This window comes from Bacillus sp. AR4-2 (assembly GCF_008274865.1).
Taxonomy (GTDB): Bacteria; Bacillota; Bacilli; order Bacillales; family Bacillaceae_G; genus Bacillus_A; species Bacillus_A cereus.
Map to the genome: position 1 here is coordinate 3,376,523 of NZ_CP031062.1, position 26,384 is coordinate 3,402,906.

The window sequence follows — 26,384 nt, forward strand, 5'->3', positions numbered from 1 at the left end:
GTCAGGTTCTTTTCATTATGTATTCCTTTAAACTTGCAGTCCTCCGCTCACATTTAATACTTCACCTGTAATATAAGATGCGTATTCTGATGCTAAAAAGGCTGCTGCGTTCGCAATATCTTCTGGCGTTCCAATTCTACCAACTGGAATAGCGCCAACCATCTTTTCTTTCACTTTATCTGGTATCGTTTTGGTCATATCTGTATCCATAAACCCCGGACAAATCGCATTACAAGTAATACCGAAACTTCCAACTTCTTTCGCTGCTGTTTTCGTTAATCCTACAACTCCTGCCTTTGTAGCCGCATAATTTGCTTGACCTATGTTTCCTTCTCTACTAATTGAAGATATATTAATAATGCGTCCATACCCTTGTTGTCTCATGTAAAGAAGCGCGGGTTGCATACAATAAAAAACTCCAGTTAAATTCACTTGTAATACTTGTTCCCAGGCAGACTTCTCCATTTTATGTAACATTGCGTCTCTTGTAATTCCAGCATTATTCACCAAAATATGTAACGTACCAAATTTTTGAACCGCATATTCAATTAACGACTTTGCTTCATTTTGATTACTCACATCACATCGATATGAGCACACTTCATATCCTTCATCTGATAACTCGTGTGTCGTTTTTTGTAGATTCTCTTCATTTACATCGCTAATTAATACTTTCGCCCCTAGTTTTGCATAAACCCTTGCAATCTCTTTTCCAATTCCCTGTGCAGCTCCTGTTACAACAGCTGTTTTCCCATTTAAAAACTCCATTCCTATCCCCCATTTCTATTACTTATACTGTATATTTCGGCTCCTTGCTTTCCAATTCCTCTTTGTATAAAAAAGTCTATTTGTGTCAAACTAACTTTGCAACGTCGCATAAACGCAAGGAGATTGTGTCGAATGAACAAAAAGAATTTCAAACAAAGCAAAGCAACGGATGGCATTGATGTTGAGTTCTCTCGCGAACTCGCTGACCACAATGACTTAGAAGCAAACGCACGTGCAAATGCCGCTGATGCACGTCAAAAGCGCCAATCAACCGAAAAATAAGGTACATCACAACCTTATTCTTTTCAAAAGGGACCTACTACCCAACAAAATAAACCGAGAGACATCTCTCGGTTTATTTTCTATATTTTTTTGCATAATGAGCCAAAGTAAGCAACGGATATATATGAGCATAACTATGATAACGAATATAAAACCCACCTGGTAAACCTGTTCCAGTAGGATATTTTTCATTTATATAAGAGTTGGAGAGCAAATATGAAATACCTTTTCGAATAACTGGCGTTTCTTTATCATAGTAAGAAATGAGGGCATCTAACGCCCATGCTGTTTGGGATGGTGTACTAAATGGCAAAGTAACAAATCTTTTTTCCACACTACTTTGGCAAGATTCTCCCCAGCCACCATCTTCATGCTGTATATGTTCAAGCCATAAAGCTGCTCGTTTCACTGATGGATCGCTAGATGGTATTCCTAGTGACCGTAAACCAGTCAACACTGCCCACGTACCATATATATAACAAATTCCCCATTTCCCATACCACGATCCATTTTCCTCTTGTACATTCATTAACCAATTTATCGCACTTTGTTTTTGTTTCTCGGGCAATTCATTTTGCGTATACGTTCCGAAAAATTCTAATACTCTTCCTGTAATATCTGGTGTAGAAGGATCTGTAATCATATCACTTGCATTTTCGATTGGTAAATTTGCTAATATACGGCTCGTTACCCCTTTTTCAAAAGCCCCCCAACCACCATCATTATTTTGCAATCCTTTAACCCAATTAACCGCTCGCTTCCAAGCAGTGTCTACATTTTCGTTCCCTCTACTTCGCGCCAATGCTCTTAACGCAGCAGTTGTATCATCAATATCTGGAATCGTCGTATTCACATCCGAAAAGCCCCAACCACCTGGGAAGAGATCCGGTGCATGTACACTCCAATCTACTTTCTTTGTTTGCTGTTTTCTTAGTAAATACGCTGATGCATTTTGAATCACTTTACTTGCTTTCGGAACTTGAGCTTCTTGCAAAGCATAACTGAGTAAAGCTGTATCCCATATAGTTGACGGAGAGTTTTGCAAATGGCTCCCTCTCTCCATCTTCCATATATAAGATGTGATTCCCATTATAGCCTTCTGAATAATTGGTGAGTGAATAGAATGTCCTAATGCAAGTAAAGCATAAATCATATAAAACGAGGCAGTTGCGTAACTATATAATGTTCCATTTTCATCAATACGCTCTTTCATAAAACGTTCTACTTCCTCATATCCTTTATGATGCAAAGAAAGTGGATACGTTATAATTTTCTTCACGTCACTTACTAACGTTTGAAAAACTGGAGACCGATCCTCCCGAAACCATTCTCCGCCCCCGCCTGCAATATGATTTAAATTTGGCAATAACTTTTTCCCTACTCGAAATCTTTTATTTAAACACAACATCATCGGAATTAAATGAATACGTGCTGAGCTACTCAGTTCAAAAATACTGAGAGGGGAATCATTCTGCAGAAACATAATTGGTGTTGGCAAATGAAAGAGAGAAGGATATTCATATTCTCCATGAATCGCTAATAAAAACTTCGTCATAAAATGAGCACGCGCTACCCCACCGCGCTCATTTATAAACATTTCCGCTCGCTTCATATTCGCATCTTCTTTTGTATATTTTTCCGATGCAAGTAAGGCAGCATAAGATTGAATTGTAGCAGATAAATTACCACCCATTTCATCTTCATACAATTTCCATGTTCCTTCATTTGTTTGAAGTGATGCTAATCTTTTTACAAACGGTTCTATCTCTTTATCTCTACCTAATAATTTTAATAAAAAAATCATATGACAATCTGTTAGTGGCGCTCCTTCAAAACAAAACTGCCACGTACCATCTTGCCGTTGCATTGTTTGAAGTGCAGTTGTTCTTCTCGCTATTTCTTCATGCACTTTTTCATATAATAACAAGTTACTCACCCACCCTTTCGAAATCCGTATAACGATATTCAAAAAGGTAGCTGAATATGTATAAAAACAAAGAAAAGCAGAACATATAAAATGTTCCGCTCATAAACAATATCCTACTCCGACAATAATCCCTAATAAAGCACCAACTACTACTTCATACGGTGTATGCCCAACAAGTTCATTTAACTTCTTATATTCTGTTTGTCTACCGTGAAAAAACTCATTCAATATTTTTGCTTGTTTACTTACTGCAAGCCTTACTCCTGAAGCATCATACATAACAATAATGGCAAAAATAGTAGCAACCGCAAACATCGAGCTTTCCACACCTTCTACTACCCCAACTCCTGTAGCAAGTGCTGTAACAGTTGAAGCATGAGAACTCGGCATCCCACCTGAAGCGAAAAACTTTGCAAAATCAAATTCACCCGTTTTGACTAATTTAAAGACTACTTTCGTTAATTGTGCTAAAAACCATGAAATTACAGCGGCCATAAGCGGATCATTATGTAAAATTGTTTCCACGTTCTCAGCTCCCTACTAGCTATGATGGAAATCCTATATAGTATCAGTATAAAGAAAAATGCGTAGAAAATACTACGCATTATGATACTTTTGCTGATTTATTTTTTATAAATTTCGGTTGTTTCTGCACTAAAAACTTTGTCTTCGCTACCGAGAATACAAATAAAGCAACCCATATACAGAAAAATGCAATCATATGTGTAGATGTGAAATGTTCACCAAATACAAATACACCTAAAATTAAGCTAATTGTTGGCGCAATATATTGTAAAAATCCCACCATATAAAGCGGAATAAGTTGTGCTCCTTTTGCAAAATAAAATAGTGGTAATGCCGTTACAATACCTGCTCCTATTAAAAGTAACGTTGATAACATTGAAATAGATCCAAATGAGCCGAAACCATGTGCTCCTGTCATAACAAGATAAATGATTGCAAACGGCGTCACTAACATCGTTTCCATCGTAAGTCCAATTGTGGCATCATAGTTTAACAGTTTTTTTGTTAATCCGTATAATCCAAATGAAAAGGCAAGTGAAAGAGAAACCCACGGAATAGATCCGAAACGTACTGTTAAAATGACAACCCCTACTCCTGCTAAACCAACTGCAACATATTGCCAAAAGTTTAACTTTTCCTTTAAAACGACTGTACCAAGTAAAATACTAATAAGCGGATTAATATAATAGCCAAGACTCGCTTCAATAACATGATTATGATTAACGGCCCATATGTAAACAAACCAGTTTCCGCTAATCAAGACTGAAGCTATTGTTAATGACATTAATAATTTAGGTCGTTTAAAAAGATTCACAAATTCCCCAATAAACTGGCGAAACCTCTTCGTAACACCTAATACAAGTAACATAAAAACAAATGCCCAAACGATGCGGTGTGCTAATATTTCATCTGCTGGAACTTCCTCAACCCATTTCCAATAAATCGGTAGAATTCCCCACATCGTATAAGCACCAGCCGCATATAGTATCCCTTTTTTTTGCTCTGCTGATTGACTCCCCATCTTCCTTTTTCTCCTCTTCTCATTTTTTCTCCATTATACGGTCTCACATGCTCACTTTACCAATAATCAATCTGCATTTCTTTCGACATTTCTCATACAACGAATAATAAACATACCGTTATTACAACGAGTAACGGTATGCCGAAAACAAATTTCTTTTTATGAGTTTTATGATGAAACATATACATACCGATCCAAGCTCCAACTGCTCCTCCAGCTGCCGCCGATAAAAACAACGTACTTTCTGGCGTTCTCCACTGTTTCTTCTTTGCTTTTCGTTTATCAAGCCCCATAAGGCTAAAAGCTATAACGTTAATAATAAGAAAATAAATCCATTTCATCGCTTTCTCTCCTTATGAAAAATTCGATTAATAGTAACACGAAAAAACGACGGAAACAACTGAAGAACTCTTTTTATCCAACTAGTTTCATTCCTTTTTCTTAATTAGTTACCTTCATATTTACATAACCAACTAAAATCGCAGTTAAAGCATCTAATATAGAAAAATGTTATGAGTAGAATCTTATATTTCATTACATTCATCCACTACCATATCATCAAAAAAATTGCTCTCAATCACTTTCTCATCAAAACGAAGAACTACAATTAGCCCTACATATAAAGAAACAAAATTTAGAAACCATTCCCCATTCTCATCTTTCTTAGCTAAGCATTTAAATATCTCTTGAAATTGCACCCGCTCGTCTGCAGCAACAATGTGACGTACACCAAAATATTTCAATACAAGATTCAGCTTCAGCTGTACGGATAATGATAAAATATATTTTAATAGCTTCGTATACTCTGCACTATCTTTTTGACTATACAACTTCACAAGCTTTGGATGTAAATTCGAAAGCGATAATTCCTCGTCAGTCACTCTAGTTACTTCTATCGTTTCAATCATCTTTTTCATATCCATCACATTCACCCCTTCTGAAAAAATTCTAAAGCCAAAGAGTACTTAATTCAAAATGTACAACAATTGTGCGTTTCTCGTCTCTCGTTCTTCCTCACTGACTAAATCATACTTTTTTAGGAGGTGAAAAACATCATTTAATAATTTCTGTGAATGAATACCTTGCAAAAAACTCTTTAACTCTTTAAAGATCCCTTCAGGTAAAAAATTCTTTTGACTTTCAAGCTTATTCATCACATCTTCAATAGAATGATCAATGTTACATACCATACTAAACTTCCCCCTCTATCCTCTATAAATAATATCCTCAGCTAACGATGTAAACACTTCTCCAACAAGAGAATCTTCATCATATACAGATGAACCATTATTTTCTTCACGTTTCGCAAAAGGTATTTTGGCAATTACTTCTGTTTGCAATTGTTTTGCAAGCATTTCGCCGCCGCCTTTTCCGAAGAGATAATTTTTCGATCCATCTTGTTCTTCATAATAAGCCATATTTTCCACAATACCTAAAATCTCATGCTTCGTATGTTTTGCCATTACACCAACTCTTGAAGCAACGAATGAAGCTATATTGTGCGGAGTTGTAACAATTATTTCTTTCGCTTGCGGAATCATCGCTGCAACATCAATCGCAACATCTCCTGTACCTGGTGGTAAATCAAGTAATAAATAATCTAATTCTCCCCAGTGCGTATTCGCAAGGAAATTTTGAATCCATTTATTTAGCATCGGTCCGCGCCACATCACTGGGTTATTTCCTTCTGTAAAGAATCCCATCGACATGATTTTAACACCGTGACTAATGACTGGAATTGCCGTTTGATCAATCATCGTTGGTTTCTTATTCGTTTCCATCATAGCCGGAATACTAAAACCATATATATCTGCATCTAATATCCCCACTTTTTTGCCCATACGAGCTAGTGCAGTTGCAAGATTAATTGTCACCGTTGATTTTCCAACTCCGCCTTTTCCGCTCGTTACAGTAATAAAACGTACTCCTGAATCCGGGCGAAGCATGCTCGGCATACCAGTTTCTGTTCTAGTATTTCGCTTTAACTTCTCTGTTAAAGCTGCACGTTCTTCTTGTGTCATAGAACCAAATGTTACCTCCACTTTAGAGGCACCAATTGCGTGAAGCGATTCTTCAATATCTTGTTGAATTTTTGCTTTTAACGGACAACCTTGGATTGTTAGTACTACTTCAAGTTTAACCTCTGTTCCGTTCATTTGTATATTTCTAACCATATTTAATTCTACAACACTTTTGTGTAACTCTGGATCCTCTACATGTTTTAATGCATTCATTATTTGTTCTTGAGTAAGCATAGAACTCATCCCTTCTCTTATTCTAATTTATATACAACATTTTCTTGGCACTTCATCTGGTGAAAAAGCTTATTATCCCCCGCTAACGGGTGGGATTAATGCGACTATATCTCCGGCTTTTATCATCTCTTCATTTATTACAAACTCTTCATTAACAGCCACCATCACTTTATCCAGCGATTGTAAACAATAGCTGGCTTTGAGCCATTCTTTTAATTGCTGCACTGTCATTTCTTGCTTTTCTGAAATTACTAATCGATCCGATCCAACTTCCTCACGCAAATTTGCAAACAGTAAAATTGTAATCATTTTCTCATTCTTCCTTCTTTGGTTTTCCTTCTGGATAAGGTGTGTTTTCAAGTTGATCTCCAACCCACATCGTTCCATCTTCCCAAAATTCTTTTTTCCAAATTGGAACGATTCGTTTTATACGTTCAATCGCGTACTCATTCGCTTCATAAGCTACTTTACGATGCGGTGATGAAACTGCAATGACTACCGCAATATCCATTATTTCTAGCCGCCCTACACGGTGCGTAATTGCTACTTTTGCATCCAGCCATCTTTCACTAATTTCTTCACCAATTCTCATAAGTTGTTTTACTGCCATCGGTTTATATGCTTCATACTCTAAATGTAGCGTTCGTTTTCCTTTTGTTAATTCTCTCACCGTACCAATAAATGTTGTAATCGCACCTGCTTCCCTTCTTGCGACTTTATTCGTTACTTCTTCAACTAAAATCGGTTTATCTACAATCTCAAATAGCACTTGTCCCATTAAAACCACCTCTCACTTTATGAAATGTCCAAGGCCATTCACTACCTTCGTTATCTTCTAATAAAAGAACATCGACAAACATATCTTTTTTATATCCTCTTGTCCCGCCCGGCAATACGATAAACGCGTTGGATTCTGCCAATGAAGAAACTGAGCTAGATTTATCAAACCCTGATGGATAAGCGATTAATTTCCCCTCATCATATTGCAATTTTGCTCGTACAAATCTTGTAAATGGATTCGGTTTTAGAAAATCTTCTCCTAATAACGCTTTTTCTCTTTTTAAATGTACTTTTTCACTAAACATATACGTCCGAATACACGGTCTTACGAATAATTCAAACCCTACGTAACAAGCTGATGGATTCCCTGATAAACCAAATAATAACTTGCCATTTAATTGTGCTACAGTCGTAACACTTCCTGGTCGCATTGCAACTTTATTAAAAAGAACAGATGCACCTAACTTTTCGTAAATAGCTGGTAAATAATCATAATCTCCTACTGATACACCGCCCGTTGTAATTAACATATCTACTTGGCCAAGCGCTTCTTTCACAGCTGTAAAACACGTATTAAAATCATCACTAAACTTCCCAAAATATTTTACTCTTCCGCCCGCTCTTCGAATTTGAGACAATATCATGTACGTATTACTGTTTTGGATTTTCCCTGGCTGTAATGAATCATTGACATCCAGTAATTCACTCCCAGTCGCTAACAGTCCAATTACAGGCTTTCTCGCAACTGGTACTTCACTATAACCGAATGTAGCAAGAAGAGCTGAAATACCTGGATTAATGTACGATCCCTTCTTTGCAAGAACTGTTCCTTTACGAGCATCTTCACCTTGAAAAGAAATATTGTCGCCCGTTTTGAATGATCGCTTCACTTCCATATAATTGTTGCCATTCTTCTCATATTGACGAGTCAGCTCTAACATAACAACCGCATCACACCCATTCGGAATTTGTGCTCCTGTCATAATTCGAACTGCTTGAAATGGACCTACTTTCTCATGGAATAGCGATCCTGCACCAATTTCACCCACTACTTCAAATACAATTGGCGTTTCATAACTTGCTAAATTAGTATCTTCTGCTCGAATAGCAAATCCGTCATACGGCGAACGATTAAATGACGGTACATCATGGTCAGCTACTAAATCCTCTGCTAATATACGTCCATAAGCTAATTCAATTGGTAATAGCTCCTTTAAGCCCTTATCAGCAAATCCCATCACTTTACGAACAGCTTCTTCAACCGTAATTGGCACTCTTCTTTCCATTGTTGACACCCTCTCTATTAACCGAATACGCGATAATATAGTTGTTTCGCTTTCGAAATATCATTTGTACCATGAATAAAAACACGACCATCCCGAAAAAAAACGATGCGGTAATCATCGAATTGGCAAGATAGTAAATACGGATTCCGATCTACTTTTCCCAGTTTTTTTAATACTTTTTCTATATCATCAAAATTGTATTTCCTATTGTCTACTGTTCTAATTTGAACTGTATTTCTTCCGCATAAAACAGCTGCTTTCGTTTGATTTTCGTATGATAAATAAGGATAAGTTCGATTCAAACCGCATGAGAGACAAGCGTCTGTTTTTATTTTCCCTAATTTTATAAAATGATTTTGATTACTCCATATATCAAACATGAAAAATGTTTTTCTAATTGCTGAGAAATCTTCCACTAAAATTTTGAGCGCTTCTGCCACTTGATATGCTGCGACGATTTGAACAGTCGGGCTAATAATCCCAGCAGTATCACACGTCACACCTGTAACAGGGATATTTTTCAGCATACAATGTAAACACGGTGTCTCTTGCGGAATAATTATATAACTCATACCATATGATCCAACGCAAGAACCATATACCCACGGAATATTATGTTTTTGTGATAAATCATTTATTACAAATCGAATATCAAAATTATCTGTTGCATCAATGATTATATCTACATTTTTTAATAGACCTTCCATATTTTCTGAAGTTGCATCCATTACGAAAGCATGTATTTGTACTTCCGAATTAATTTGTTCTAGCCGATTTTTTGCAGCAATTGCTTTCGGCATTTTCTCTCTCGCATCTTGTTCAGAGTACAATTGTTGCCTTTGTAAATTACTCCATTCAACGTAGTCACGATCAATAATCGTCAACTTGCCAACACCTGCACGTACGAAACTTTCGGCACTTGCACTTCCTAATGCGCCTGCCCCTACAATTAACACATGTTTATTTCGAATTTTTTCTTGTCCTTTACTCCCAATTGGTTTGAACAACTGTTGTCGTGAATACCGATCAGCCATTACATACCCTTCCTCTCAAGAACTCTATTTCATATTAGAATGTTGTTTCTGATAACAAGCAAAGTAAGCAAAACCAACAAACCCAGCTCCTCCAATTACATTTCCGATAAAAACAGGAACAAAATTTTTAGCCAGATCCATCCACGTTAGATGACCAGCAAAAATAACAGCGGAAATGACAAACATATTTGCTACTACTTGCTGAAATCCAATCACTACAAATGCCATAATTGGAATCCAAATTCCGATGATTTTCCCGACAAAATCACTCGTCCCGTAAGCGAGCCAAAGAGCAAGACAAACGAGCCAATTACAACCAATTGCTAAAATCAAAGTTCTCCCAAATGATTCATGTAACTTCCCTTCCGCTATCGCTACCGTTTTATTTAAATACTCTCCCTCTGTTAATCCGCCAAGATGTCCAAAGCAATACGCAACGAAAATTGCCCCAATAAAGTTCATGAGAGTAATCCAAACCCAGTTATTCAGTACACTTATCAATGTAATTTTCTTTGCATAAAGCGCCATAGACAGTGACATCATATTTCCCGTAATTAATTCTCCTCCTGCTAATACTACGAGCATGAGTCCAACAGGAAATACTGCTCCTCCTAAAACATTCACTAGACTTCCCCAGCGCTCAGGTAAATTCCCTAAAACTCGAATGTTAAGTAAAAAACCTATCGCAATAAACGCTCCTCCTAAAAAACCGAGAATAAGCATCGCTGGCAATGTCTGTCTTACTTTTTGAACACCGGCCTCAATGACAAGCTCAGCAATTTGTTCCGGCTTATGAAATGCCATTACCCATTCCTCCATTTTCTCTAAATAAAAAAGCAGCTTCAAAAAACCTTCTCAAAATAAAGGTTTTTGAATGCTGCTTAATTTCTCTGCACATCTTTTACAGAGATATCAATCATCACTTTTACTATAAAATAGAAAATCCACAACTCTTGTAAATTTTCCATTTTTCACTATGACGCTAGCTTTATATATTAACCACCGATATGTGACATTTCAATTTTAGGTATTGTTTTCTTATTTGTATGATTTAAGCGTTCATCTGAATAACGATCTTCCCTATTATTCCATATATCGCGTACTACATCTGTAATGTCCTCATCTGTATGTTCAGAACGAAGCAATTCTCTTAAATCACTTCCTTTAGAAGCAAATAAGCAAGTATATAATTTTCCTTCTGCAGAAATACGAGCTCTCGTACATGATGAGCAAAAAGAATCTGTTACTGATGAAATAATACCTATTTCCTCATCGCTTCCTATATAACGATACCTAGTAGCCACTTCACCAGAATAATTTGCTTCTATCCGTTCTAACGGCATAACTTGATGAATCGTATCTACTATTTCTTGTTTAGAGACGACCTCTTTTAAATCCCAACCATTATAATTTCCAACATCCATATACTCAATAAAACGAAGAATATGCTTATTTTCCTTAAAATATTGCGCCATCTGCAAAATGTCCTGTTCGTTTTTTCCCTTTTGAACGACCATGTTTATTTTAATTTTCATTCCAACTTCAGCTGCAGCCTGTATTCCTTCCAGAACCCTTTGCACTTTGCTCCTATTACCATTTAAATAGAAAAACCGCTCTTCTTCTAAGGAATCTAAGCTAACTGTTACACGTGATAGTCCCGCCTTATATAAATCAGGAGCAAACTTTTTAAGTAACGATCCATTGGTTGTTAAACCGATATCTTCTACACCATCAATTTTATTAAGACGCTCAATAAGCTTTGGAAGCCCTCTTCGAAGTAACGGTTCTCCGCCTGTAATCCGTAATTTTCTCACACCTAAAGAAACGAAAATACGTGTTATCCTTTCAATTTCATCAAAAGATAAAATTTTATCATTAGACAAAAACGAGTAATCAGGACCAAATATTTCTTCTGGCATACAATATCGGCAGCGAAAATTACAGCGATCAGTAACTGAAATACGTAAATCCTTTAACGGACGTTGCAACTTGTCTAATGTAACTGATTTCATCTTCATTGCCTCACTTTTATTTTATATTTAAAACACGTTCTGGATGGGTATATACATTTAAGGAGTGATTACGAATAAATCCTATTGTCGTAATACCTAAATCTTCCGCTAGTTGCAAAGCTAACTCAGTTGGAGCTGATTTTGATAGTATAATTTCACAACCGATTTTTGCAACTTTCAATAATATTTCCGAAGAAATACGACCACTAAAAACAATGATTTTATCTTTTATAGAAATATCGTTTCTTAAACAATAACCGTAAATTTTGTCTAGTGCATTATGCCTACCAATATCCATTCGGCTTAAAATAATACCATTCACATCACATAAAGCTGCATTATGAACCCCACCAGTACGATGAAACGTATCCGCAGATTGCTGCATTTCTTTCATTAACCGAAAACAATCATCGGCAGCAACCTGTACATGGACACCCTTCATTTTTTTTGCACTTAGTGCATCATTTGCAAAAACAAACCCTTGCCTACTCATACCACAACAAGACGTAATATAGCGTTTATTTTGCATTTGTTCATAATACGGATTTACTTTTGTCGTTGTTACATGCACAAATCCTTCTTTCTCCTGCACCCATACACTATCAATATCTTCATACTTCCGAATGATTCCTTCAGACGCTAAGAAGCCTATTACCATATCTTCTATATATTCTGGAGTACTAACCATTGTAACAAACTCCTGTCCGTTCATTTTAATGGTGACAGGAAACTCTGTTACAATGCTGTCCTCTATATGTTTAAATGCTCCTTGTTCATAACGAAAGATTTCTCTTTCTACCTGTATCGGTTTCACGATCAGTATCCTTCTCTCACGTTATATTTTTATCAAAAACAAATACAGAAACTGCAATATCTTCTTCTACTTTCATATCTGAAAACAAATTCACTAATTTCGCTCCAACAAGTTCCTCCAAATGTTCACGGGAATTCGCAGCATACACTTCTTGAATCATTTTCGTTCTAGCCATATGAACCATTTCCGCACCGTCCATCGTACTTGAAATAAATTTTTCAGTAGGTGTTAAGTTTCCATAAAGAGTCGCTATAGCCATATTTTCCGCAAAAACAGTATGAATTCGTTCTGGTCCTTTTCCGAAAAGTTCCTTTCGAAGTTTTCGTATCATATCATTAAATTCATGTACTTTTTTTGACATACAATTATACCTCCCAAAAGCCTTATTTTACTCTATTATATATTTTACCAAAATGAGCCTTCCGCCCAAACTATTTCCTACAAATATTTGGGCGGAAAAGTTCACTTCATGAAGTTTATTCGTCTTTTAACCCTTTCCCCATACCTTTTAAGAAATGAAGCCCAAACCCGATAGCACGGTTAATATCTGGGTCTTTCAATACTTTCATAAGATCGAATACCCCTACTTTTTTATTACTTTCTAGATGTTCATTACCTTCTTCTAGCCCGACTAATAAACTACCTATAAGCTTTTTCGTAAGTTCTGGGTCAAGTTCAGTTAACGCACCTGCAACGCCCATCATATTATTAATTAAATTTGTAACAGGCTCACGAGTTACTTGACCTAGAACAATTTTCGCAATTGGTTCTTTCGCTTTTAGTATTGAATTTGCAGCTTCTAGCATTCCAATGTCATTTAATTCCCCTACTATATTAAACATCTGATTTAGAGCTTCTTCATTATTAGTTAGAAGCTCTTTTAAATCATCTAACTTTTGCTGTTTTATTTCTTCCTCAGTTAATTCTTGTTTTTGAATCATTTTTATAGGTGCAGCCATAGTTTTCTCCTCCTACTTATCCGTTAAATGCACATACCCTGGACGTGCCCACTTACGATGTACCTCAATTCCAGCTTGAGGGTGACGTTTTTTATTGCGTGGGTTCGCTTTTGGCATCGGATTTTCGCCATCAACTTCTAATACTTCCATACGTACTTTTGTTTGTTTATACGCAGGTGTATTCGTACGTACATCCACAGCAGGACCTGTTAAGAAATTAATTGCCGTTTCGTTATCTGTAGAGTTCATCGGTAAATATAACTCATTCGCTTTTACACGATCTGTAACGAGTGCACGTAATTTTAATGCTCCAAAAGGAGAGACAAGACGAACTAACGAACCTGTTTTTACGCCACGTTCTTTTGCAAGGTCTGGAGAGATTTCAACGAAAACACCAGGTACTTTCGTTTGAATACCTGTTGATTTATTTGTCATATTCCCTTCATGGAAATGCTCAAGCATACGACCGTTGTTAATGTGAAGGTCAAACTCAGCTGGAAATTCAGCTGGACGTACCCAGTCAGCAATCGCAAAACGAGCTTTTTTATCTGGGAAGTTAAATCCGTCTTGGAACAGAAGTGGTGTATTCGTTCCATCAAAACTTCCCCAATGGAAACTGTTCCATCCTTCAAGCACTTCATAGTTCGCTTGCGAGAACAATGGTGATAAACTTGCCATCTCAGCAAAGATTTCACTTGGGTGGCTATAATTCCAGTTTGCACCTAGTTTATTCGCAACTTCCTGGACGATCCACCAGTCTGGTTTCGCATCTCCTAGCGTAGGAAGAACTTGATATAATCTTTGGACACGGCGCTCTGTATTTGTGAAAGTACCTTCTTTCTCAAGAGATGGCGCTGCTGGTAATACAACATCTGCATATTGAGCAGTTTTAGAAAGGAAAACATCTTGCACAACGAAGAAATCAAGGCTCGATAACACTTCATGTACATGATTTGCATTAGAATCTACAAGAGCCATATCTTCTCCTACAAGATACATTGCTTTCATTTTTCCTTCGTCAATTGCGTGAAGCATTTCGATATTATTAAGACCTGGTTCACTATCAATTTTCACTCCGTAAGCAGTTTCAAATTTTGCACGTTCCATTTCGTTAGTAACGTGCTGATATCCTGGAAGCCATCCTGGTAAAGTCCCCATATCACAAGCACCTTGTACGTTATTGTGGCCTCGAAGTGGGTATGCACCTGCTCCTGGACGACGATAGTTCCCTGTTGCAAGAAGTAAGTTTGAAATTGCAGCGGAAGTATCAGAACCACCTGTATTTTGCGTTACCCCCATACCCCAAAGGATACATGTACCATCTGCATCATGAATCATTTCAGCCATTTGAATAAGTGTTTCTTTTGAAATGCCTGTTACTTCTTCTGCATATTCAAGTGTATATTCCTCTAGGCTTTCTTTGAAATCTTCAAAGAAGTTTACATTCTCATTAATGAATTCCTGATCATGCCAACCTTGATCGATCATATATTTCGTAACAGCCATTAACCAAACTTGATCTGTTCCTTGTTTTGGACTAATAAAGACATCTGATCGCTCTGCCATTTCGGTTTTACGAAGATCAGCTACAATTAACTTTTGTCCGTGTAATTTATGTGCACGTTTAATACGTGTAGCTAGAACAGGATGACCTTCTGTCGGATTACATCCTACAATAATAACAAGACCAGATTGCGCAATATCTTTAATCGTTCCGGCATCACCGCCCATACCAATTGTACGGAACAAACCATCCGTTGCTGGTGATTGGCAATAACGTGAGCAGTTATCAATATTATTCGTTCCAAATACTTGTCGAGCTAATTTTTGAATTACATAATTGTCTTCATTTGTAATTTTAGAGGAAGAAATGAATCCGATAGAACCTTTACCGTACTCTTCTTTAATAGCGCCTAATTTATTTGCAACTACATTCAGTGCTTCTTCCCATGTAGATTCAACAAACGTTCCATTTTTACGAATTAAAGGTTTTGTTATTCGTTCTTTAGAATTTACGAAATCCCAACCAAATTTCCCTTTTACACAAGTGGAAATTGCGTTAACTGGTGCATCTGAAGATGGCTGTACTTTAAGAATTTTACGCCCCTTCGTCCACACTTCAAACGAACAACCTACACCACAAAATGTACATACTGTTTTCGTTTTCTTCGTACGAGTATCACGCATGGCCGCTTCCACTTCTGATACCGCAAAAATACCGCTATATCCAGGCTCAACTTCTTTAATTAAATCTACCATCGGTTCAAGAATATCTGGTTTTAATCCCGTCATAAATCCAGCTTCACCGAGCATCGTTTTCTCCATTAAAGCGTTACAAGGACAAATCGTTACACATTGACCACAGCTAACGCATGAAGAATCATTAATATTTACTCCTTCATCCCAAATAACTCGTGGGCGTTCCGCTTCCCAGTCTATCGATAACGTTTCATTTACTTGTAAGTTTTGACACACCTCAACGCATTGACCGCATGCAATACATTGATTAGGATCATAGCGATAAAACGGATGCGTCATATCAACTTCACTTACATCTACTTTCGGTTCATACGGATATTTTTGATGTTCAATTTCCATTAATTCTGCTGTATTATGCAGTTTACAGTTCCCATTGTTGTTGTCACATACTGTACAGTATAATAAATGATTTTCTAGTAACCGATCCATCGCCTCTGTTTGTGCTTCTTTTGCGCGAACAGAAGCACGTTCAATGTTCATACCTTCCGTTGCTATCGTCGAACAAGAACGCATTAACTTTCCGTCAACTTCTACAATACAAGTGTCACATGTTTGAATAGGATCTACTTCTGGCACGTAACAAATTTGCGGATGTTCAATCCCGTTCTCATTAATAACACCCAATATCGTTGAACCGGGCTCCGCTGTATACTTTTTTCCGTCAATTGTAATATGAACCATGTTGTTATTCATGGTCTTTCCCCCTTTTTGAGAATAAAAAAAACTCCACCACGAAAATATACGCACCACATTTCGGCACGTTATTATCATGGTGGAGTAGTTTATTAGCACATCTTGCTAAAATACCAATCCATTTATTCATAAATAAAACGATAGAGTCATAACAGGTCATATCACGATTCCATCTTTAACACTATAATTATAGCGTTAAAGTTAAAAATATACAATATAAAATTTAAACTACGCATATGTCAGCTTGTAACTATCCATAATAACCCATATAAAGTGAAACTTTAATCAGTGGGGGGTTTTCTTCATCCCCCACTGATTATCAGCCCTCACCAATCGGGCTTTTATGGGCAGCCCGACCCCTACCTAACTTCTTCTGAATTTTGAGGGGGTCTTACTGCCCATTAAAGCGGGATAAAACATAACAAGGAGTAAGCGAACAAATGGGGTCTTTTAATAAATGGATTCGTGGTGAAAAATCTCTTTCTACCCAAGAGCAAGCTGATTACGCATTAAATAAATCTATCTCTTCTTCCCTTTCCCTTAATTTAAAGCACTTGTCCAAACTGTTTAGCGGTATTCCAGAATTAATAACACGCACTTTTCCATTAAAAAACGGACAGGAAGCTGCACTCATATATATGGAAGGACTTGTAGACAAAACTGTTATTAACGTAAACATTCTTCGTCCTCTCTTATTTAAAGAGTGGAATGAAGACGATTTTTGGAAAGCCTCTGTTTCTATCGGAAATATTAAAAAAGTTCAACAGTGGACAGACATTGAACAATCTCTTTTACACGGCAAAAGTATTTTATTTATAAACGGACAACTATCCGCTTTAGAGCTCGATACGCAAGCGGCACCAAAAAGGAGTATTGAAGAACCTACAACAGAGAGCTCCATAAAAAGCTCACACGAAGGATTTAATGAAGTAGCGAGCGACAGCCTTGCACTTATTCGTCGATATATTCCAAATCGCGAATTGAAAGTGAAGGAATTCACTGTTGGTGAACGAGCTACTTCAAAGGTTTTTTTGCTTTATCTAGCAGATGTTGCGAACGAAAATGTCGTAAAAGAAATGGCATCCCGTATCGAGTCAGTAAAAGTTGATGCGATTCTTACTACTGGTGAATTAGAGGGGTTTGTTGAAGATAATTCCTTTACTCTCTTTCCGCAATTATCAATAACTGAACGTCCTGACACAACAGCACATCATATTCTAGATGGGCGAATTGCCGTTATTGTAGATCGCTCACCAGGCGTATTAATAGGACCTATGACCTTTTCATCCTTTTTTCAGACGATAGATGATTACAGCTTCAGACCTATAATTCCATCTTTTATACGAATCCTTCGTTTCACTGGACTATTTATTGCAATATTTGCTCCTGCTCTTTATATTGCTATGATTTCCTTTCATTATGAAGTAATTCCACTTAAATTATTGTTAACAATTGGAGAATCTCGAGCCAAAATTCCTTTTCCGCCTATATTAGAAGCACTTTTGATGGAATTAGTACTTGAAATGCTACGCGAAGCTGCAGTTCGACTTCCCGGTCCCGTCGGACAAACAATTGGCGTCGTAGGAGGGATTGTCATTGGACAAGCTGCAGTTCAAGCAGGAATCGTAAGTAATGTTATGGTTATCGTCGTATCTATTACCGCAGTCGCTTCTTTTATCATTCCCAATCTGGAAATGTCAGCAGGAGTTCGGATTCTTCGCTTTCCAATGATGATAATCGCTTCTTTATTCGGAGTCATTGGAATTATGGTTGGAATGTCAGTTATCATCATCCATATTCTTTCTATAGAATCACTTGGTGTTCCTTACGGTAGTCCTTTTTCTCCATCATTTGCTACGGATTTAAAAGACGTTCTTGTGCGTTTGCCATGGAAACTAATGAAGAAACGACCACTATCCCTTAACTTAAAACAAGAAAATCGACAACCGGATATAGAAGAAAAGGAGGAAGATAAGTGACAAAGCGTGTAAAGCGGGAGATTAGTTTATTTCAATACATTTTAACGATTAGTGGTGTTCAAGTAGGATTCGGTGTACTTACACTGCCACGTGAAGTGGCCCAAGGGGCGAATACAGATGGCTGGATGTCTATTATTATAGGATGCGCTATCACTACTTTGGTCAGTCTATGTATTGTAAAAATCATGGAGAAGCATCCTGGTTACCATTTACTTGATGTGCTAACTCGTTATCTTGGAAAATGGTTAGGAAGAGTAGGAATGATTTTTTGGATTTTATATGCTGTTCTTGCAGCGGTTTCTTTAATTTTTTCCCTCTTATACGTTATTCACATTTGGATTTTGCCTAGATCTCCAATGTTTTTAATCATGATGCTATTATCTATTCCAATGGTAATGCTCGCATGTAAAGGTGTTCTTATTATTAGCCGCTATGCTGTTTTTACTGTCTTATTTACACTCTGGATGCCATTACTATTATTTATCCCACTTAAAGATGGGCATTGGATCTATCTTCTTCCTCTCCTTAAAGAGGGATGGATACCAGTTTTCAACACAGTAAAATCAACTATTATTGCCTTTCTCGGATTTGAGTTTGCATTCGTCCTTTATCCTTACCTCAGTAATAAATCATCTGCAAAAAAAGGGATTGTTATTGCAAATATGATTACTTTATTCGTTTACCTGCAAGTGACGTTCGTTTCTTTCCTTTATTTTAGCCCAGATGGTATAACTAAGTTTTTATGGCCTACCCTTTCTCTCGTTACACCATTTCACTTTTCTTTTCTGGAACGATTTGAAATTATCTTTTTGTCATTTTATCTCTTTATCATTTTTGATTCTTGCATTCCTTATATTTTTACTGCTTCAGATGGAATCAATCAATTACTTAACAAAAAAGGGAGTTCATTACCTATTTGGTTTTTATTATTCGGTTGTACTTTCATTCTGTTCTTTTATATCCCTTCCTCTTATCAAATAAGTGCGTTGCGAGAATTTTGGGGAACTGCAAGTTATTTTATCGTTTTTCTATTCCCAGTCGTATTTCTCTTATACATGACACTTTATCAGCATTGGAAAAGGAGAAGAGTTTAAATGAGGCGCTTTATTCATTTCACTATACTTTACTTTCTCATAACCTTTTTAACAGGCTGTGGAGATCGACTCGACTTAGAAAAACAATCGATTTCATTAATTTACGGCTTTGACGCAAAAGCAAAAGGAAAATTAATTGTGTACCACGTAAATCCTGTTTTTAATGAAGACGTAGAAAAAAAGTACGAAACACATGAAGCGAAAGTACGTACACCTCGAGAAGCAAAAGCAACGTTTAATAGTTCAAGTGGCGGTTTAGTATCTACAGAAAAGTTACAGCTCATTTTATTTAGCACAAATTTTTTAAAACAAGAAGGGGCTATGCCTTACCTTGATGTTTGGTATCGTGATCCTAAAAACACTGGAAACATGCGCATGGTTGCAGTAGACGGTCCAATTTCTTCAGTTATATATAATAACTTTAAAGATAAGCCTGCCCTTCCCGAGTATTTAACAGATTTAATTAACACGAACAAACTGTACAATCGGACCGTTTTTACGACATTCCATGAATTTCACAGGCAAACGTTTAATAAAGGTATAACACCTGCTATTTCAGAAATAAAAAAAGGTAAAAAGGATGTTATCGTTACTGGTTCCGCGCTATTAACTTCTCGCGGAATTTATAAAATGTCATTAAATCGTTATGAAAGCGCCCTTCTTCTTTTGTTACAAAAGAAAGCGAATACACCGGTTTCGCTTACATTGAAAATCCCTTCTACTTCAGTTGAAAGTAATAGTGATTTAAAAGATACCGATGGCCGCGATTTCGTAACAATAAATGTTCTTAGCATGAATCGTGATATCCATACAGATTATAGCGATAACCACTTCAAATTTCATGTTAAAATGGATTTGAAAATTGCTGTCTCTGAACTTACATTCAATATGGATATAGACAAAGATAGAAAGAAATTAACTTCTCTTATTACAAAACAACTAAACAAAGATTTGAACGATTTAATCCACAACATTCAAAAACAGCAACTTGATCCATTCGGATTTGGTGATTATGCGAGAGCGTTTCAATATAAAGAATGGAAACAAGTCGAAGATGATTGGCCGAGTGCCTTTTCAAAAGCTAATGTGAAAGTGGCACCAACTATTAAAATTTTAGAAAATGGGATTATTAAATAGAAAAAACACGCTACTTGTTCTTATATGAATAAGTAGCGTGTTTTCATTTCCATTACAAGTATTATTTCAATGGACTATACTTTATTTCTATTTCTAACATTACTATGTTTTTTAGCATATACAAAATATATGAAAACCCCTATTATAATCCATGCCACAAAACTAATTAAAGTAAGCTTAGAAAGGTTCAAAGCTAAATATATACAACTTACTATCGAAACGATAGGTAAAAAAGGTACTAGAGGAGCACGGAATGGCCTCTTCATATTAGGATGTGTCTTTCTTAATACAATGACAGCTATAGATACAAACACAAATGCTGTTATCGTTCCCATATTCACTAAATTAGCTAATAAATTCAAATCCACTAATCCCGCTAATAAAGCTGCTAGTATACCTGTAACCCATGTATTAAAAAATGGAGTTTGTAAACGTTTATGGACACTTGAAAGTCTTTTTGGTAACAATCCATCTCGACTCATCGAGTAAGATACACGAACAAATGCAAACATAGCTACTAACAGAACTGTTGTTAGCCCTGCTATCGCTCCCACCGATAACAACCCAGCAATTCTATCTTCTCCTACAGTGCGCAACGCATATGCAACCGGATCAGCAACATTTAATTCCGTAAACGGAACCATTCCAGTTAACACGAATGAAACACCTACATATAGAACCGTACAAATGAACAAGGAAACAAGTAGCCCAATTGGCACGTTACGTTGTGGACGCTTCACTTCTTCTGCGGCTGTTGCAACTGCATCAAATCCTAAAAAAGCAAAAAATACAGTAGCAGCGCCTCCTACCACACCGTGAAAACCAAACGGTAGAAATGGTTGCCAATTCTCTGGTCTTACATATTGTGTCCCTACAACAATAAATCCTACAATAACAGCCAGTTTAATAATAACCATTATATTATTTATTCGTGCACTTTCTTTTGCACCACGGCTTAATAAAAATGTAACAACTAAAATAATAAGAACTGCTGGTAAATCAATGATTCCACCCTTCCCCATTCCTGGTGCCGAAGCAAAAATCGTAGGAATGTGAATATTAAAACCTAGTAGCAATGACTGAAAATATGCTGACCAGCCTGCTGCAACCGCAGAAGTCGCTAATAAATACTCCAGCATAACACACCAGCCAACTATAAATGCAAAAATCTCACCTAGTGTCATATATGTATATGAATATACACTTCCCGAAACTGGAACTGTAGATGCAAATTCAGCATAACAGAAAGCTACACATGCACATATAATTGCCGCCAATACAAAAGATAATACAATCGCCGGACCAGCATGTTTCGCTGCTACAATACCAGTTAATACGAAAATACCTGTACCAATAATTGCTCCAATCCCTAAAAGAGTTAGATCAATCGCTCCTAAAGTTTGATTCAATACTTTTTTCTTTTCTTCATCCATTGCTTTCTTTATGAAAAGACTCATTCTTTGAAACCTCTTTTTCAAGTTTATCTCTTACTTGTTACATTCTTTATTACTGTTCTATTTTAAAAATAAAAATATACATAGTTCACTTCCCCTATAGACTTAGTAACCCACCTCAAAAAAAAAAACAGAAAAATCAATCTCCTTATGACATATTGAATTTTCAAAATATTAATGGTACAAAAAAAACATTAAGAATGCTGATTGAATTTATCATACAATTAATTATATTGTCAATAATAAATCAATCAAAAATAATCGGTTGATTATGTATCAAATGTTATTTTTATACATAATTATTTTCTCAAAAACATTGTTGTTTTCCACCTTAATATTCATACACATTTTATTACATTGATTTTCATACAATTTTCATTGCATACAATGCAATGAAAATCATAATAACCTCAAATGAATTATTATTTAAAAATAATAATTCATTTGAGGTTATTTTACCATTTTAATACTAACAAAAAAGTGCAGATTTTCATCTGCACTTTTTTTATTCTTCCGCTTCAGCTTCTGCACTACTATTTTCAAGATGCTCCTTCTGAGCTTCCTCTTGCAGCTCCGCTGAAATCATCCCATAATAAAGTTCCGGATATAACCCAAATATTTGATATACACTTCCTAAAAACGGCATCAGAATCCCTCTTTTCTAAAGTTGTATTGCCACTTTTAAGGATTCCCTTTTCTTTCATTATACATTCGTTTTTGACGTTTCTTCTTCATCTTGAACACCTAATAAATTTTGCCATTTTTTATACGGAGCGCTATTTGGATCTACATATCCTTTTGCATGCGAGCGATCCCACAATTGTTTAATAAACATTTCTTTCTCTTTCTTTGCCACCATATCGGCACCTGTACCGTAATAGTTCTGGAAATACAACTCGATTTCATCAAGGAATAGTCTTAATAATTCATCTGATGTTTCTTCTAACGTCGGATCATACTTCGCTTCACGGTCATACATTAAAATCATATCTAAAAGATTGTGGACATGTTCTTTTCTAAGCCATCTTACATCTTGGGCTCCTAATACGAACGGATGTGTATATAAATGTCCACCTTGTATCATCGCCTTTTCTTGCTCTTCTTCAAATCGTGACAAGATGTTTTCATAAATAAACGGATTATGAAGCAACGCTCTGTGTAATTTATAACTTTCGCTTGAAATATTTTTCCCCATCGACTGAATTAAAAAGCTACGTCCTACACCGTTATATTGATACACAAACTGTCCATCAACAGCAACTAAACTAATCCAGCGATACATATATGCGTATAGTAATGCACGATTACATTTATCATAATCTAATTTTGTTTGAGTCGCGTTTAAATCTGGCATAAAGGCTGGTAAGTGCCAATACTTATCTAAATGCGGCGTTAAACTAGATTTTTTACTATTTAATTTGTTTACACGGCGATAATATGATTGGAAATAGTCACCTTTATCATTCATAAATCCATTTGAAATATGTCCTGATGATAATTTAGGAAAGTCTTGCAGCGATAAGCCGTAATGCGCTCGATAACAGATCACTTCAAATGGCGAAAAGGCTTCATGTACTGTATCTTTTTCTTTAAACATTTCTTGAATTAATTCCTCTTGCAACTCTTTCTTTAAAGAAGGATGTATACCCCAATATTGTAATTCCCTATGATGAGCAACTTTCGGAACGAATGGACTCGCTAAATGGAACAGGTCTTCAATTTTTTCACGAACGTATTCATCGCGATCACGTTTCTTATAATCTGCTTCTTTTCGCAACGCTTCAATAATATTCAGTTCTAATTTATCACGATAGCGTACTTGCAGTTCGTCATAACAATAGCTCAGTATATGTTCTCGGTAGAAATCCTCTACCTTTTTCGACTGAATCTCTTCTGTTTTCGCATCACGACAATATTCCCCGTACAAACTCATATAAATTTCCGCTGATATATCTTTCGGTAGTACACCTAAATTTAAATGTTGCTGCATATCTTGCCATATCTTTTCTTGCAGCTGTTCCTCAGCTAATACATATACATTCGTCGGGTTTGTTTTCCCTTCAAATTCCTTACTGCGCTTTTGGATTTCAAACAATAAATTTTCACGTGTTTCATGTAAATTATCAAAAAATCTTTCCCAATATTGAATCATTTTATTAACTGCTTGATATAGCGATTGATATACAAGTTCTAATAGCATTTCTTTTCGATATTCATTTAATTTGTGTACATATTGCGTTACGATGTCTTCAAATTCTCTTTTGAATAAACGTTGCTGATTATTAATCATTTTTCCGAACCAGCCTTGTTGTTGAGCAATTTCTACTCGGCGTACAGCCGTTACCGTTCCATCAATATTACCCACATTAAATTTTTTATCGTAATTTTGAATTACATTACGCTTTTGTTCATTATTTTCATGTAGTCGATTCATTTTTTCTACTAACTGCTTTCGAATTTCATATAACATAAAACGTGCTGCTACTGGGTGAACAGGATCTGTTTTCTTTAAAAACCATGTATTTAATTGATAGGACTGCCCTTCAGAACCACTTGGTGAAAAGCGGTCTGATTCAATCATGTCATATAAAAGTGTCGTTACATGTTCATGTACCCGGCTCGGAATCGCATACGCATATAAACGAACCGCATGATCCACTCTTGCCACTTCACCCTTCATTTGTTCCATCATTTTCAGTTTCGTAGCTGAAATTTTACACTCATGTTGCAGACGATTTAATTCCTCATCTTTTTGCACCGTTCGTTGTACATAACTTTCTACAGCTTCTAAAAAAAGTTTTGATTTCGCAACTCCGAGCTTACCACCCTCTGCTCCTTCACGTGTTTCATTGTACATTTGTCTATAGAAAATATGAGCTTGCTCTGGACGGGTAGCAAGATGCTCCAAGTCCTCTAAATAACTTTTACCTCTCTCCGGCTTTTCACGTTGCATCCCACGTTTTACATCTTGATCGTATCTTTGCTTCTTCTCTTGAAACAGTTGATCTAAATGAAGCCACGATTCATCTAAACCTTGCACAGCCCATTTTAAAGCACAATATTTTAACACATGTTCATATGGATAAATGAGTTTTGCCGTTCCTGCCCCGCAATATCGTCCTTTTCCGCTTGATTCTGCTAATTGCTGAATTTGATTGTCTTCCTGTGCAAAATGACTTGTGGACATCGGGCTAAATAACTGTAAATAAATTGTATTTGCCATCTGTTCCATATAGTCTGATAAATTGTGTAAATGGTGTCCATGTAGGTTTTCGTAATCGTATAAGAAACAATAATTGTACGGTAAATGATGTTGTTTAATTGTATGATTCGTTCTTCCGTCTTCATCTACTTGATCAGGGCGATACTCTAATTCAATTGTTACACCGCCGCGTTTTGATAATTCTCCAGTAGACCCGAGCGTAATAGCATGTAATTCTTTTAACGATGCATAGCCATTTGCTTGCACCGTTTCAAATTCTTTCGCGCTAACCGTTCTCGTCTTTACTAAAACATCCGGCATTAAAAACGCACCGCGTATTAAAATGTTATGATGCTGCAATTTCTTCCGAAGCATTTCACGTAAATATAAAGCAATTTGCAAAAACATCCCTGAACCTGTTCCGCCTGCTAGTGATGTTACTATAATGACACGCACACCATATTCCGTTTGATCACTTGTAACCGGAAAAATCTTCTCGATTTCTTGCCAAAAAGACGTCAATTTATCTTCTTTCATCGCAGCACGTAACGCTAAACGTGAAATGACGCGTAACTGTCCTGCTCCTTCTGTTAATGGTTTATCAAGTATAGTCGGATCCATCGGAAACCACTCTGGGATCGTTGGATCTCCCGCAATATACTCCCTAGGCGTTTTACTAGAACTTGTTTGTGTCTTAAACTTTCGAATATGATCGAATTTACTTAATGTATTCACATCTGTATCAAATACGTGCATTGCTACCTTTTTCCGGCGCTCTTCAGGCAGTTTTTCATATATTTGATGCGTCACAGTACTACCGATTCCACCTAAACCAATTAATATTGTTGGAACTTGTAATGTCATGTGAACCACCTTCCTATTCTTGCTTGTTTGAAAAAAGGG

General features: G+C 36.4%; 25 protein-coding genes. 4 read left to right on the forward strand and 21 right to left on the reverse strand.

From position 1 onward, the window contains the following. Nucleotides 1-27: 27 nt before the first annotated feature. Nucleotides 28-768, reverse strand: a complete 741-nt coding sequence (gene fabG / locus DN399_RS17335) for a 3-oxoacyl-ACP reductase FabG (protein WP_025708953.1) — start codon at nt 766-768, stop codon at nt 28-30. 132 nt (nt 769-900) lie between these two features. On the opposite strand from fabG, the gene DN399_RS17340 reads away from it, so the two are divergent. Beyond that, the gene (locus DN399_RS17340) at nt 901-1,050 is read left to right on the forward strand and encodes a YfhD family protein (RefSeq protein WP_001035815.1); all 150 of its coding nucleotides are present in this window, start codon (nt 901-903) and stop codon (nt 1,048-1,050) included. A gap of 73 nt (nt 1,051-1,123) precedes the next feature. Here the strand turns inward: DN399_RS17340 and DN399_RS17345 are convergent, their stop codons facing one another. From DN399_RS17345 to fdhF, 17 genes are all read right to left on the reverse strand, one after another. After that, nucleotides 1,124-2,977, reverse strand: coding sequence for a terpene cyclase/mutase family protein (locus DN399_RS17345; RefSeq protein ID WP_049106831.1), 1,854 nt, complete (start codon nt 2,975-2,977; stop codon nt 1,124-1,126). Between the two features lie 99 nt (nt 2,978-3,076). Continuing rightward, a complete protein-coding gene (locus tag DN399_RS17350; RefSeq protein WP_000447822.1) occupies nt 3,077-3,502 on the reverse strand; it encodes a divergent PAP2 family protein in 426 nt (141 codons plus the stop codon). 79 nt (nt 3,503-3,581) lie between these two features. Then, nucleotides 3,582-4,523, reverse strand: a complete 942-nt coding sequence (rarD, locus tag DN399_RS17355) for an EamA family transporter RarD (RefSeq protein ID WP_000535541.1) — start codon at nt 4,521-4,523, stop codon at nt 3,582-3,584. A 92-nt stretch (nt 4,524-4,615) separates the two neighbouring features. After that, nucleotides 4,616-4,864, reverse strand: coding sequence for a DUF1294 domain-containing protein (locus DN399_RS17360; RefSeq protein WP_000871349.1), 249 nt, complete (start codon nt 4,862-4,864; stop codon nt 4,616-4,618). Nucleotides 4,865-5,047: 183 nt separating this feature from the next. After that, entirely contained in the window at nt 5,048-5,446 is a 399-nt protein-coding gene (locus DN399_RS17365) for a hypothetical protein (RefSeq protein WP_149149859.1), read from the reverse strand. Nucleotides 5,447-5,488: 42 nt separating this feature from the next. Next, nucleotides 5,489-5,713 carry a hypothetical protein gene (locus DN399_RS17370; RefSeq protein WP_000227056.1) on the reverse strand — a complete coding sequence of 75 codons (225 nt, stop codon included), beginning with the start codon at nt 5,711-5,713 and terminating at the stop codon, nt 5,489-5,491. Between the two features lie 15 nt (nt 5,714-5,728). Next, complete coding sequence (locus DN399_RS17375; RefSeq protein WP_016123211.1) at nt 5,729-6,778, reverse strand: P-loop NTPase; 1,050 nt, start codon at nt 6,776-6,778, stop codon at nt 5,729-5,731. A 72-nt stretch (nt 6,779-6,850) separates the two neighbouring features. After that, on the reverse strand, nt 6,851-7,087 hold the full coding sequence (gene moaD, locus DN399_RS17380) for a molybdopterin converting factor subunit 1 (protein ID WP_000628499.1): 237 nt from the start codon (nt 7,085-7,087) through the stop codon (nt 6,851-6,853). 4 nt (nt 7,088-7,091) lie between these two features. Next, entirely contained in the window at nt 7,092-7,556 is a 465-nt protein-coding gene (moaE, locus tag DN399_RS17385; RefSeq protein ID WP_000531881.1) for a molybdopterin synthase catalytic subunit MoaE, read from the reverse strand. After that, complete coding sequence (locus tag DN399_RS17390; protein WP_149149860.1) at nt 7,537-8,844, reverse strand: molybdopterin molybdotransferase MoeA; 1,308 nt, start codon at nt 8,842-8,844, stop codon at nt 7,537-7,539. The genes moaE and DN399_RS17390 overlap by 20 nt, the downstream gene beginning before the upstream one ends. A gap of 17 nt (nt 8,845-8,861) precedes the next feature. Further along, entirely contained in the window at nt 8,862-9,878 is a 1,017-nt protein-coding gene (locus tag DN399_RS17395; RefSeq protein WP_149149861.1) for a molybdopterin-synthase adenylyltransferase MoeB, read from the reverse strand. 24 nt (nt 9,879-9,902) lie between these two features. Beyond that, entirely contained in the window at nt 9,903-10,682 is a 780-nt protein-coding gene (locus tag DN399_RS17400; RefSeq protein ID WP_000863998.1) for a formate channel, read from the reverse strand. Between the two features lie 191 nt (nt 10,683-10,873). Next, on the reverse strand, nt 10,874-11,890 hold the full coding sequence (gene moaA / locus DN399_RS17405) for a GTP 3',8-cyclase MoaA (protein ID WP_016123214.1): 1,017 nt from the start codon (nt 11,888-11,890) through the stop codon (nt 10,874-10,876). Between the two features lie 16 nt (nt 11,891-11,906). Then, on the reverse strand, nt 11,907-12,704 hold the full coding sequence (gene fdhD, locus DN399_RS17410; protein WP_000802688.1) for a formate dehydrogenase accessory sulfurtransferase FdhD: 798 nt from the start codon (nt 12,702-12,704) through the stop codon (nt 11,907-11,909). Nucleotides 12,705-12,720: 16 nt separating this feature from the next. After that, on the reverse strand, nt 12,721-13,065 hold the full coding sequence (locus DN399_RS17415) for a Na-translocating system protein MpsC family protein (protein ID WP_000039582.1): 345 nt from the start codon (nt 13,063-13,065) through the stop codon (nt 12,721-12,723). A 115-nt stretch (nt 13,066-13,180) separates the two neighbouring features. Further along, nucleotides 13,181-13,663: a helical membrane plugin domain-containing protein gene (locus tag DN399_RS17420; RefSeq protein ID WP_149149862.1), complete on the reverse strand. Its 483-nt coding sequence runs from the start codon at nt 13,661-13,663 to the stop codon at nt 13,181-13,183. A 12-nt stretch (nt 13,664-13,675) separates the two neighbouring features. Next, nucleotides 13,676-16,615 (reverse strand): formate dehydrogenase subunit alpha, encoded by a 2,940-nt coding sequence (fdhF, locus tag DN399_RS17425; protein WP_016123216.1) that lies wholly within the window; start codon nt 16,613-16,615, stop codon nt 13,676-13,678. A 440-nt stretch (nt 16,616-17,055) separates the two neighbouring features. Here fdhF and DN399_RS17430 point away from each other — a divergent pair, with 440 nt between their 5' ends. The 3 genes from DN399_RS17430 to gerSC are packed head-to-tail and all read left to right on the forward strand — an operon-like array spanning nt 17,056 to nt 20,825. After that, on the forward strand, nt 17,056-18,594 hold the full coding sequence (locus DN399_RS17430; protein WP_149149863.1) for a spore germination protein: 1,539 nt from the start codon (nt 17,056-17,058) through the stop codon (nt 18,592-18,594). Beyond that, complete coding sequence (locus DN399_RS17435) at nt 18,591-19,688, forward strand: endospore germination permease (protein WP_000167066.1); 1,098 nt, start codon at nt 18,591-18,593, stop codon at nt 19,686-19,688. The genes DN399_RS17430 and DN399_RS17435 overlap by 4 nt, the downstream gene beginning before the upstream one ends. Continuing rightward, entirely contained in the window at nt 19,689-20,825 is a 1,137-nt protein-coding gene (gene gerSC, locus DN399_RS17440; RefSeq protein WP_086385072.1) for a spore germination protein GerSC, read from the forward strand. Nucleotides 20,826-20,899: 74 nt separating this feature from the next. Here the strand turns inward: gerSC and DN399_RS17445 are convergent, their stop codons facing one another. The 3 genes from DN399_RS17445 to DN399_RS17455 form a co-directional block, all read right to left on the reverse strand. Continuing rightward, nucleotides 20,900-22,282: an APC family permease gene (locus tag DN399_RS17445; RefSeq protein ID WP_000051652.1), complete on the reverse strand. Its 1,383-nt coding sequence runs from the start codon at nt 22,280-22,282 to the stop codon at nt 20,900-20,902. A gap of 502 nt (nt 22,283-22,784) precedes the next feature. Continuing rightward, complete coding sequence (locus DN399_RS17450; protein ID WP_001116192.1) at nt 22,785-22,925, reverse strand: hypothetical protein; 141 nt, start codon at nt 22,923-22,925, stop codon at nt 22,785-22,787. Nucleotides 22,926-22,982: 57 nt separating this feature from the next. Further along, nucleotides 22,983-26,345 (reverse strand): tubulin-like doman-containing protein, encoded by a 3,363-nt coding sequence (locus DN399_RS17455; RefSeq protein WP_000175124.1) that lies wholly within the window; start codon nt 26,343-26,345, stop codon nt 22,983-22,985. Nucleotides 26,346-26,384: the final 39 nt, after the last annotated feature.

Bases quoted from the DNA above. Each gene is read 5' to 3' on its own strand.
- DN399_RS17395 (WP_149149861.1), bottom strand. From the start codon at position 9,878: ATGGCTGATCGGTATTCACGACAACAGTTGTTCAAACCAATTGGGAGT.
- moaD (WP_000628499.1), bottom strand. From the start codon at position 7,087: ATGATTACAATTTTACTGTTTGCAAATTTGCGTGAGGAAGTTGGATCG.
- DN399_RS17375 (WP_016123211.1), bottom strand. From the start codon at position 6,778: ATGCTTACTCAAGAACAAATAATGAATGCATTAAAACATGTAGAGGAT.
- DN399_RS17370 (WP_000227056.1), bottom strand. From the start codon at position 5,713: ATGGTATGTAACATTGATCATTCTATTGAAGATGTGATGAATAAGCTT.
- fdhF (WP_016123216.1), bottom strand. From the start codon at position 16,615: ATGAATAACAACATGGTTCATATTACAATTGACGGAAAAAAGTATACA.
- DN399_RS17450 (WP_001116192.1), bottom strand. From the start codon at position 22,925: ATGCCGTTTTTAGGAAGTGTATATCAAATATTTGGGTTATATCCGGAA.
- fabG (WP_025708953.1), bottom strand. From the start codon at position 768: ATGGAGTTTTTAAATGGGAAAACAGCTGTTGTAACAGGAGCTGCACAG.
- DN399_RS17360 (WP_000871349.1), bottom strand. From the start codon at position 4,864: ATGAAATGGATTTATTTTCTTATTATTAACGTTATAGCTTTTAGCCTT.
- DN399_RS17420 (WP_149149862.1), bottom strand. From the start codon at position 13,663: ATGGCTGCACCTATAAAAATGATTCAAAAACAAGAATTAACTGAGGAA.
- DN399_RS17430 (WP_149149863.1), top strand. From the start codon at position 17,056: ATGGGGTCTTTTAATAAATGGATTCGTGGTGAAAAATCTCTTTCTACC.
- moaA (WP_016123214.1), bottom strand. From the start codon at position 11,890: ATGAAATCAGTTACATTAGACAAGTTGCAACGTCCGTTAAAGGATTTA.
- DN399_RS17400 (WP_000863998.1), bottom strand. From the start codon at position 10,682: ATGGCATTTCATAAGCCGGAACAAATTGCTGAGCTTGTCATTGAGGCC.
- DN399_RS17340 (WP_001035815.1), top strand. From the start codon at position 901: ATGAACAAAAAGAATTTCAAACAAAGCAAAGCAACGGATGGCATTGAT.
- moaE (WP_000531881.1), bottom strand. From the start codon at position 7,556: ATGGGACAAGTGCTATTTGAGATTGTAGATAAACCGATTTTAGTTGAA.
- DN399_RS17415 (WP_000039582.1), bottom strand. From the start codon at position 13,065: ATGTCAAAAAAAGTACATGAATTTAATGATATGATACGAAAACTTCGA.
- DN399_RS17365 (WP_149149859.1), bottom strand. From the start codon at position 5,446: ATGGATATGAAAAAGATGATTGAAACGATAGAAGTAACTAGAGTGACT.
- gerSC (WP_086385072.1), top strand. From the start codon at position 19,689: ATGAGGCGCTTTATTCATTTCACTATACTTTACTTTCTCATAACCTTT.
- DN399_RS17390 (WP_149149860.1), bottom strand. From the start codon at position 8,844: ATGGAAAGAAGAGTGCCAATTACGGTTGAAGAAGCTGTTCGTAAAGTG.
- rarD (WP_000535541.1), bottom strand. From the start codon at position 4,523: ATGGGGAGTCAATCAGCAGAGCAAAAAAAAGGGATACTATATGCGGCT.
- DN399_RS17445 (WP_000051652.1), bottom strand. From the start codon at position 22,282: ATGAGTCTTTTCATAAAGAAAGCAATGGATGAAGAAAAGAAAAAAGTA.
- DN399_RS17455 (WP_000175124.1), bottom strand. From the start codon at position 26,345: ATGACATTACAAGTTCCAACAATATTAATTGGTTTAGGTGGAATCGGT.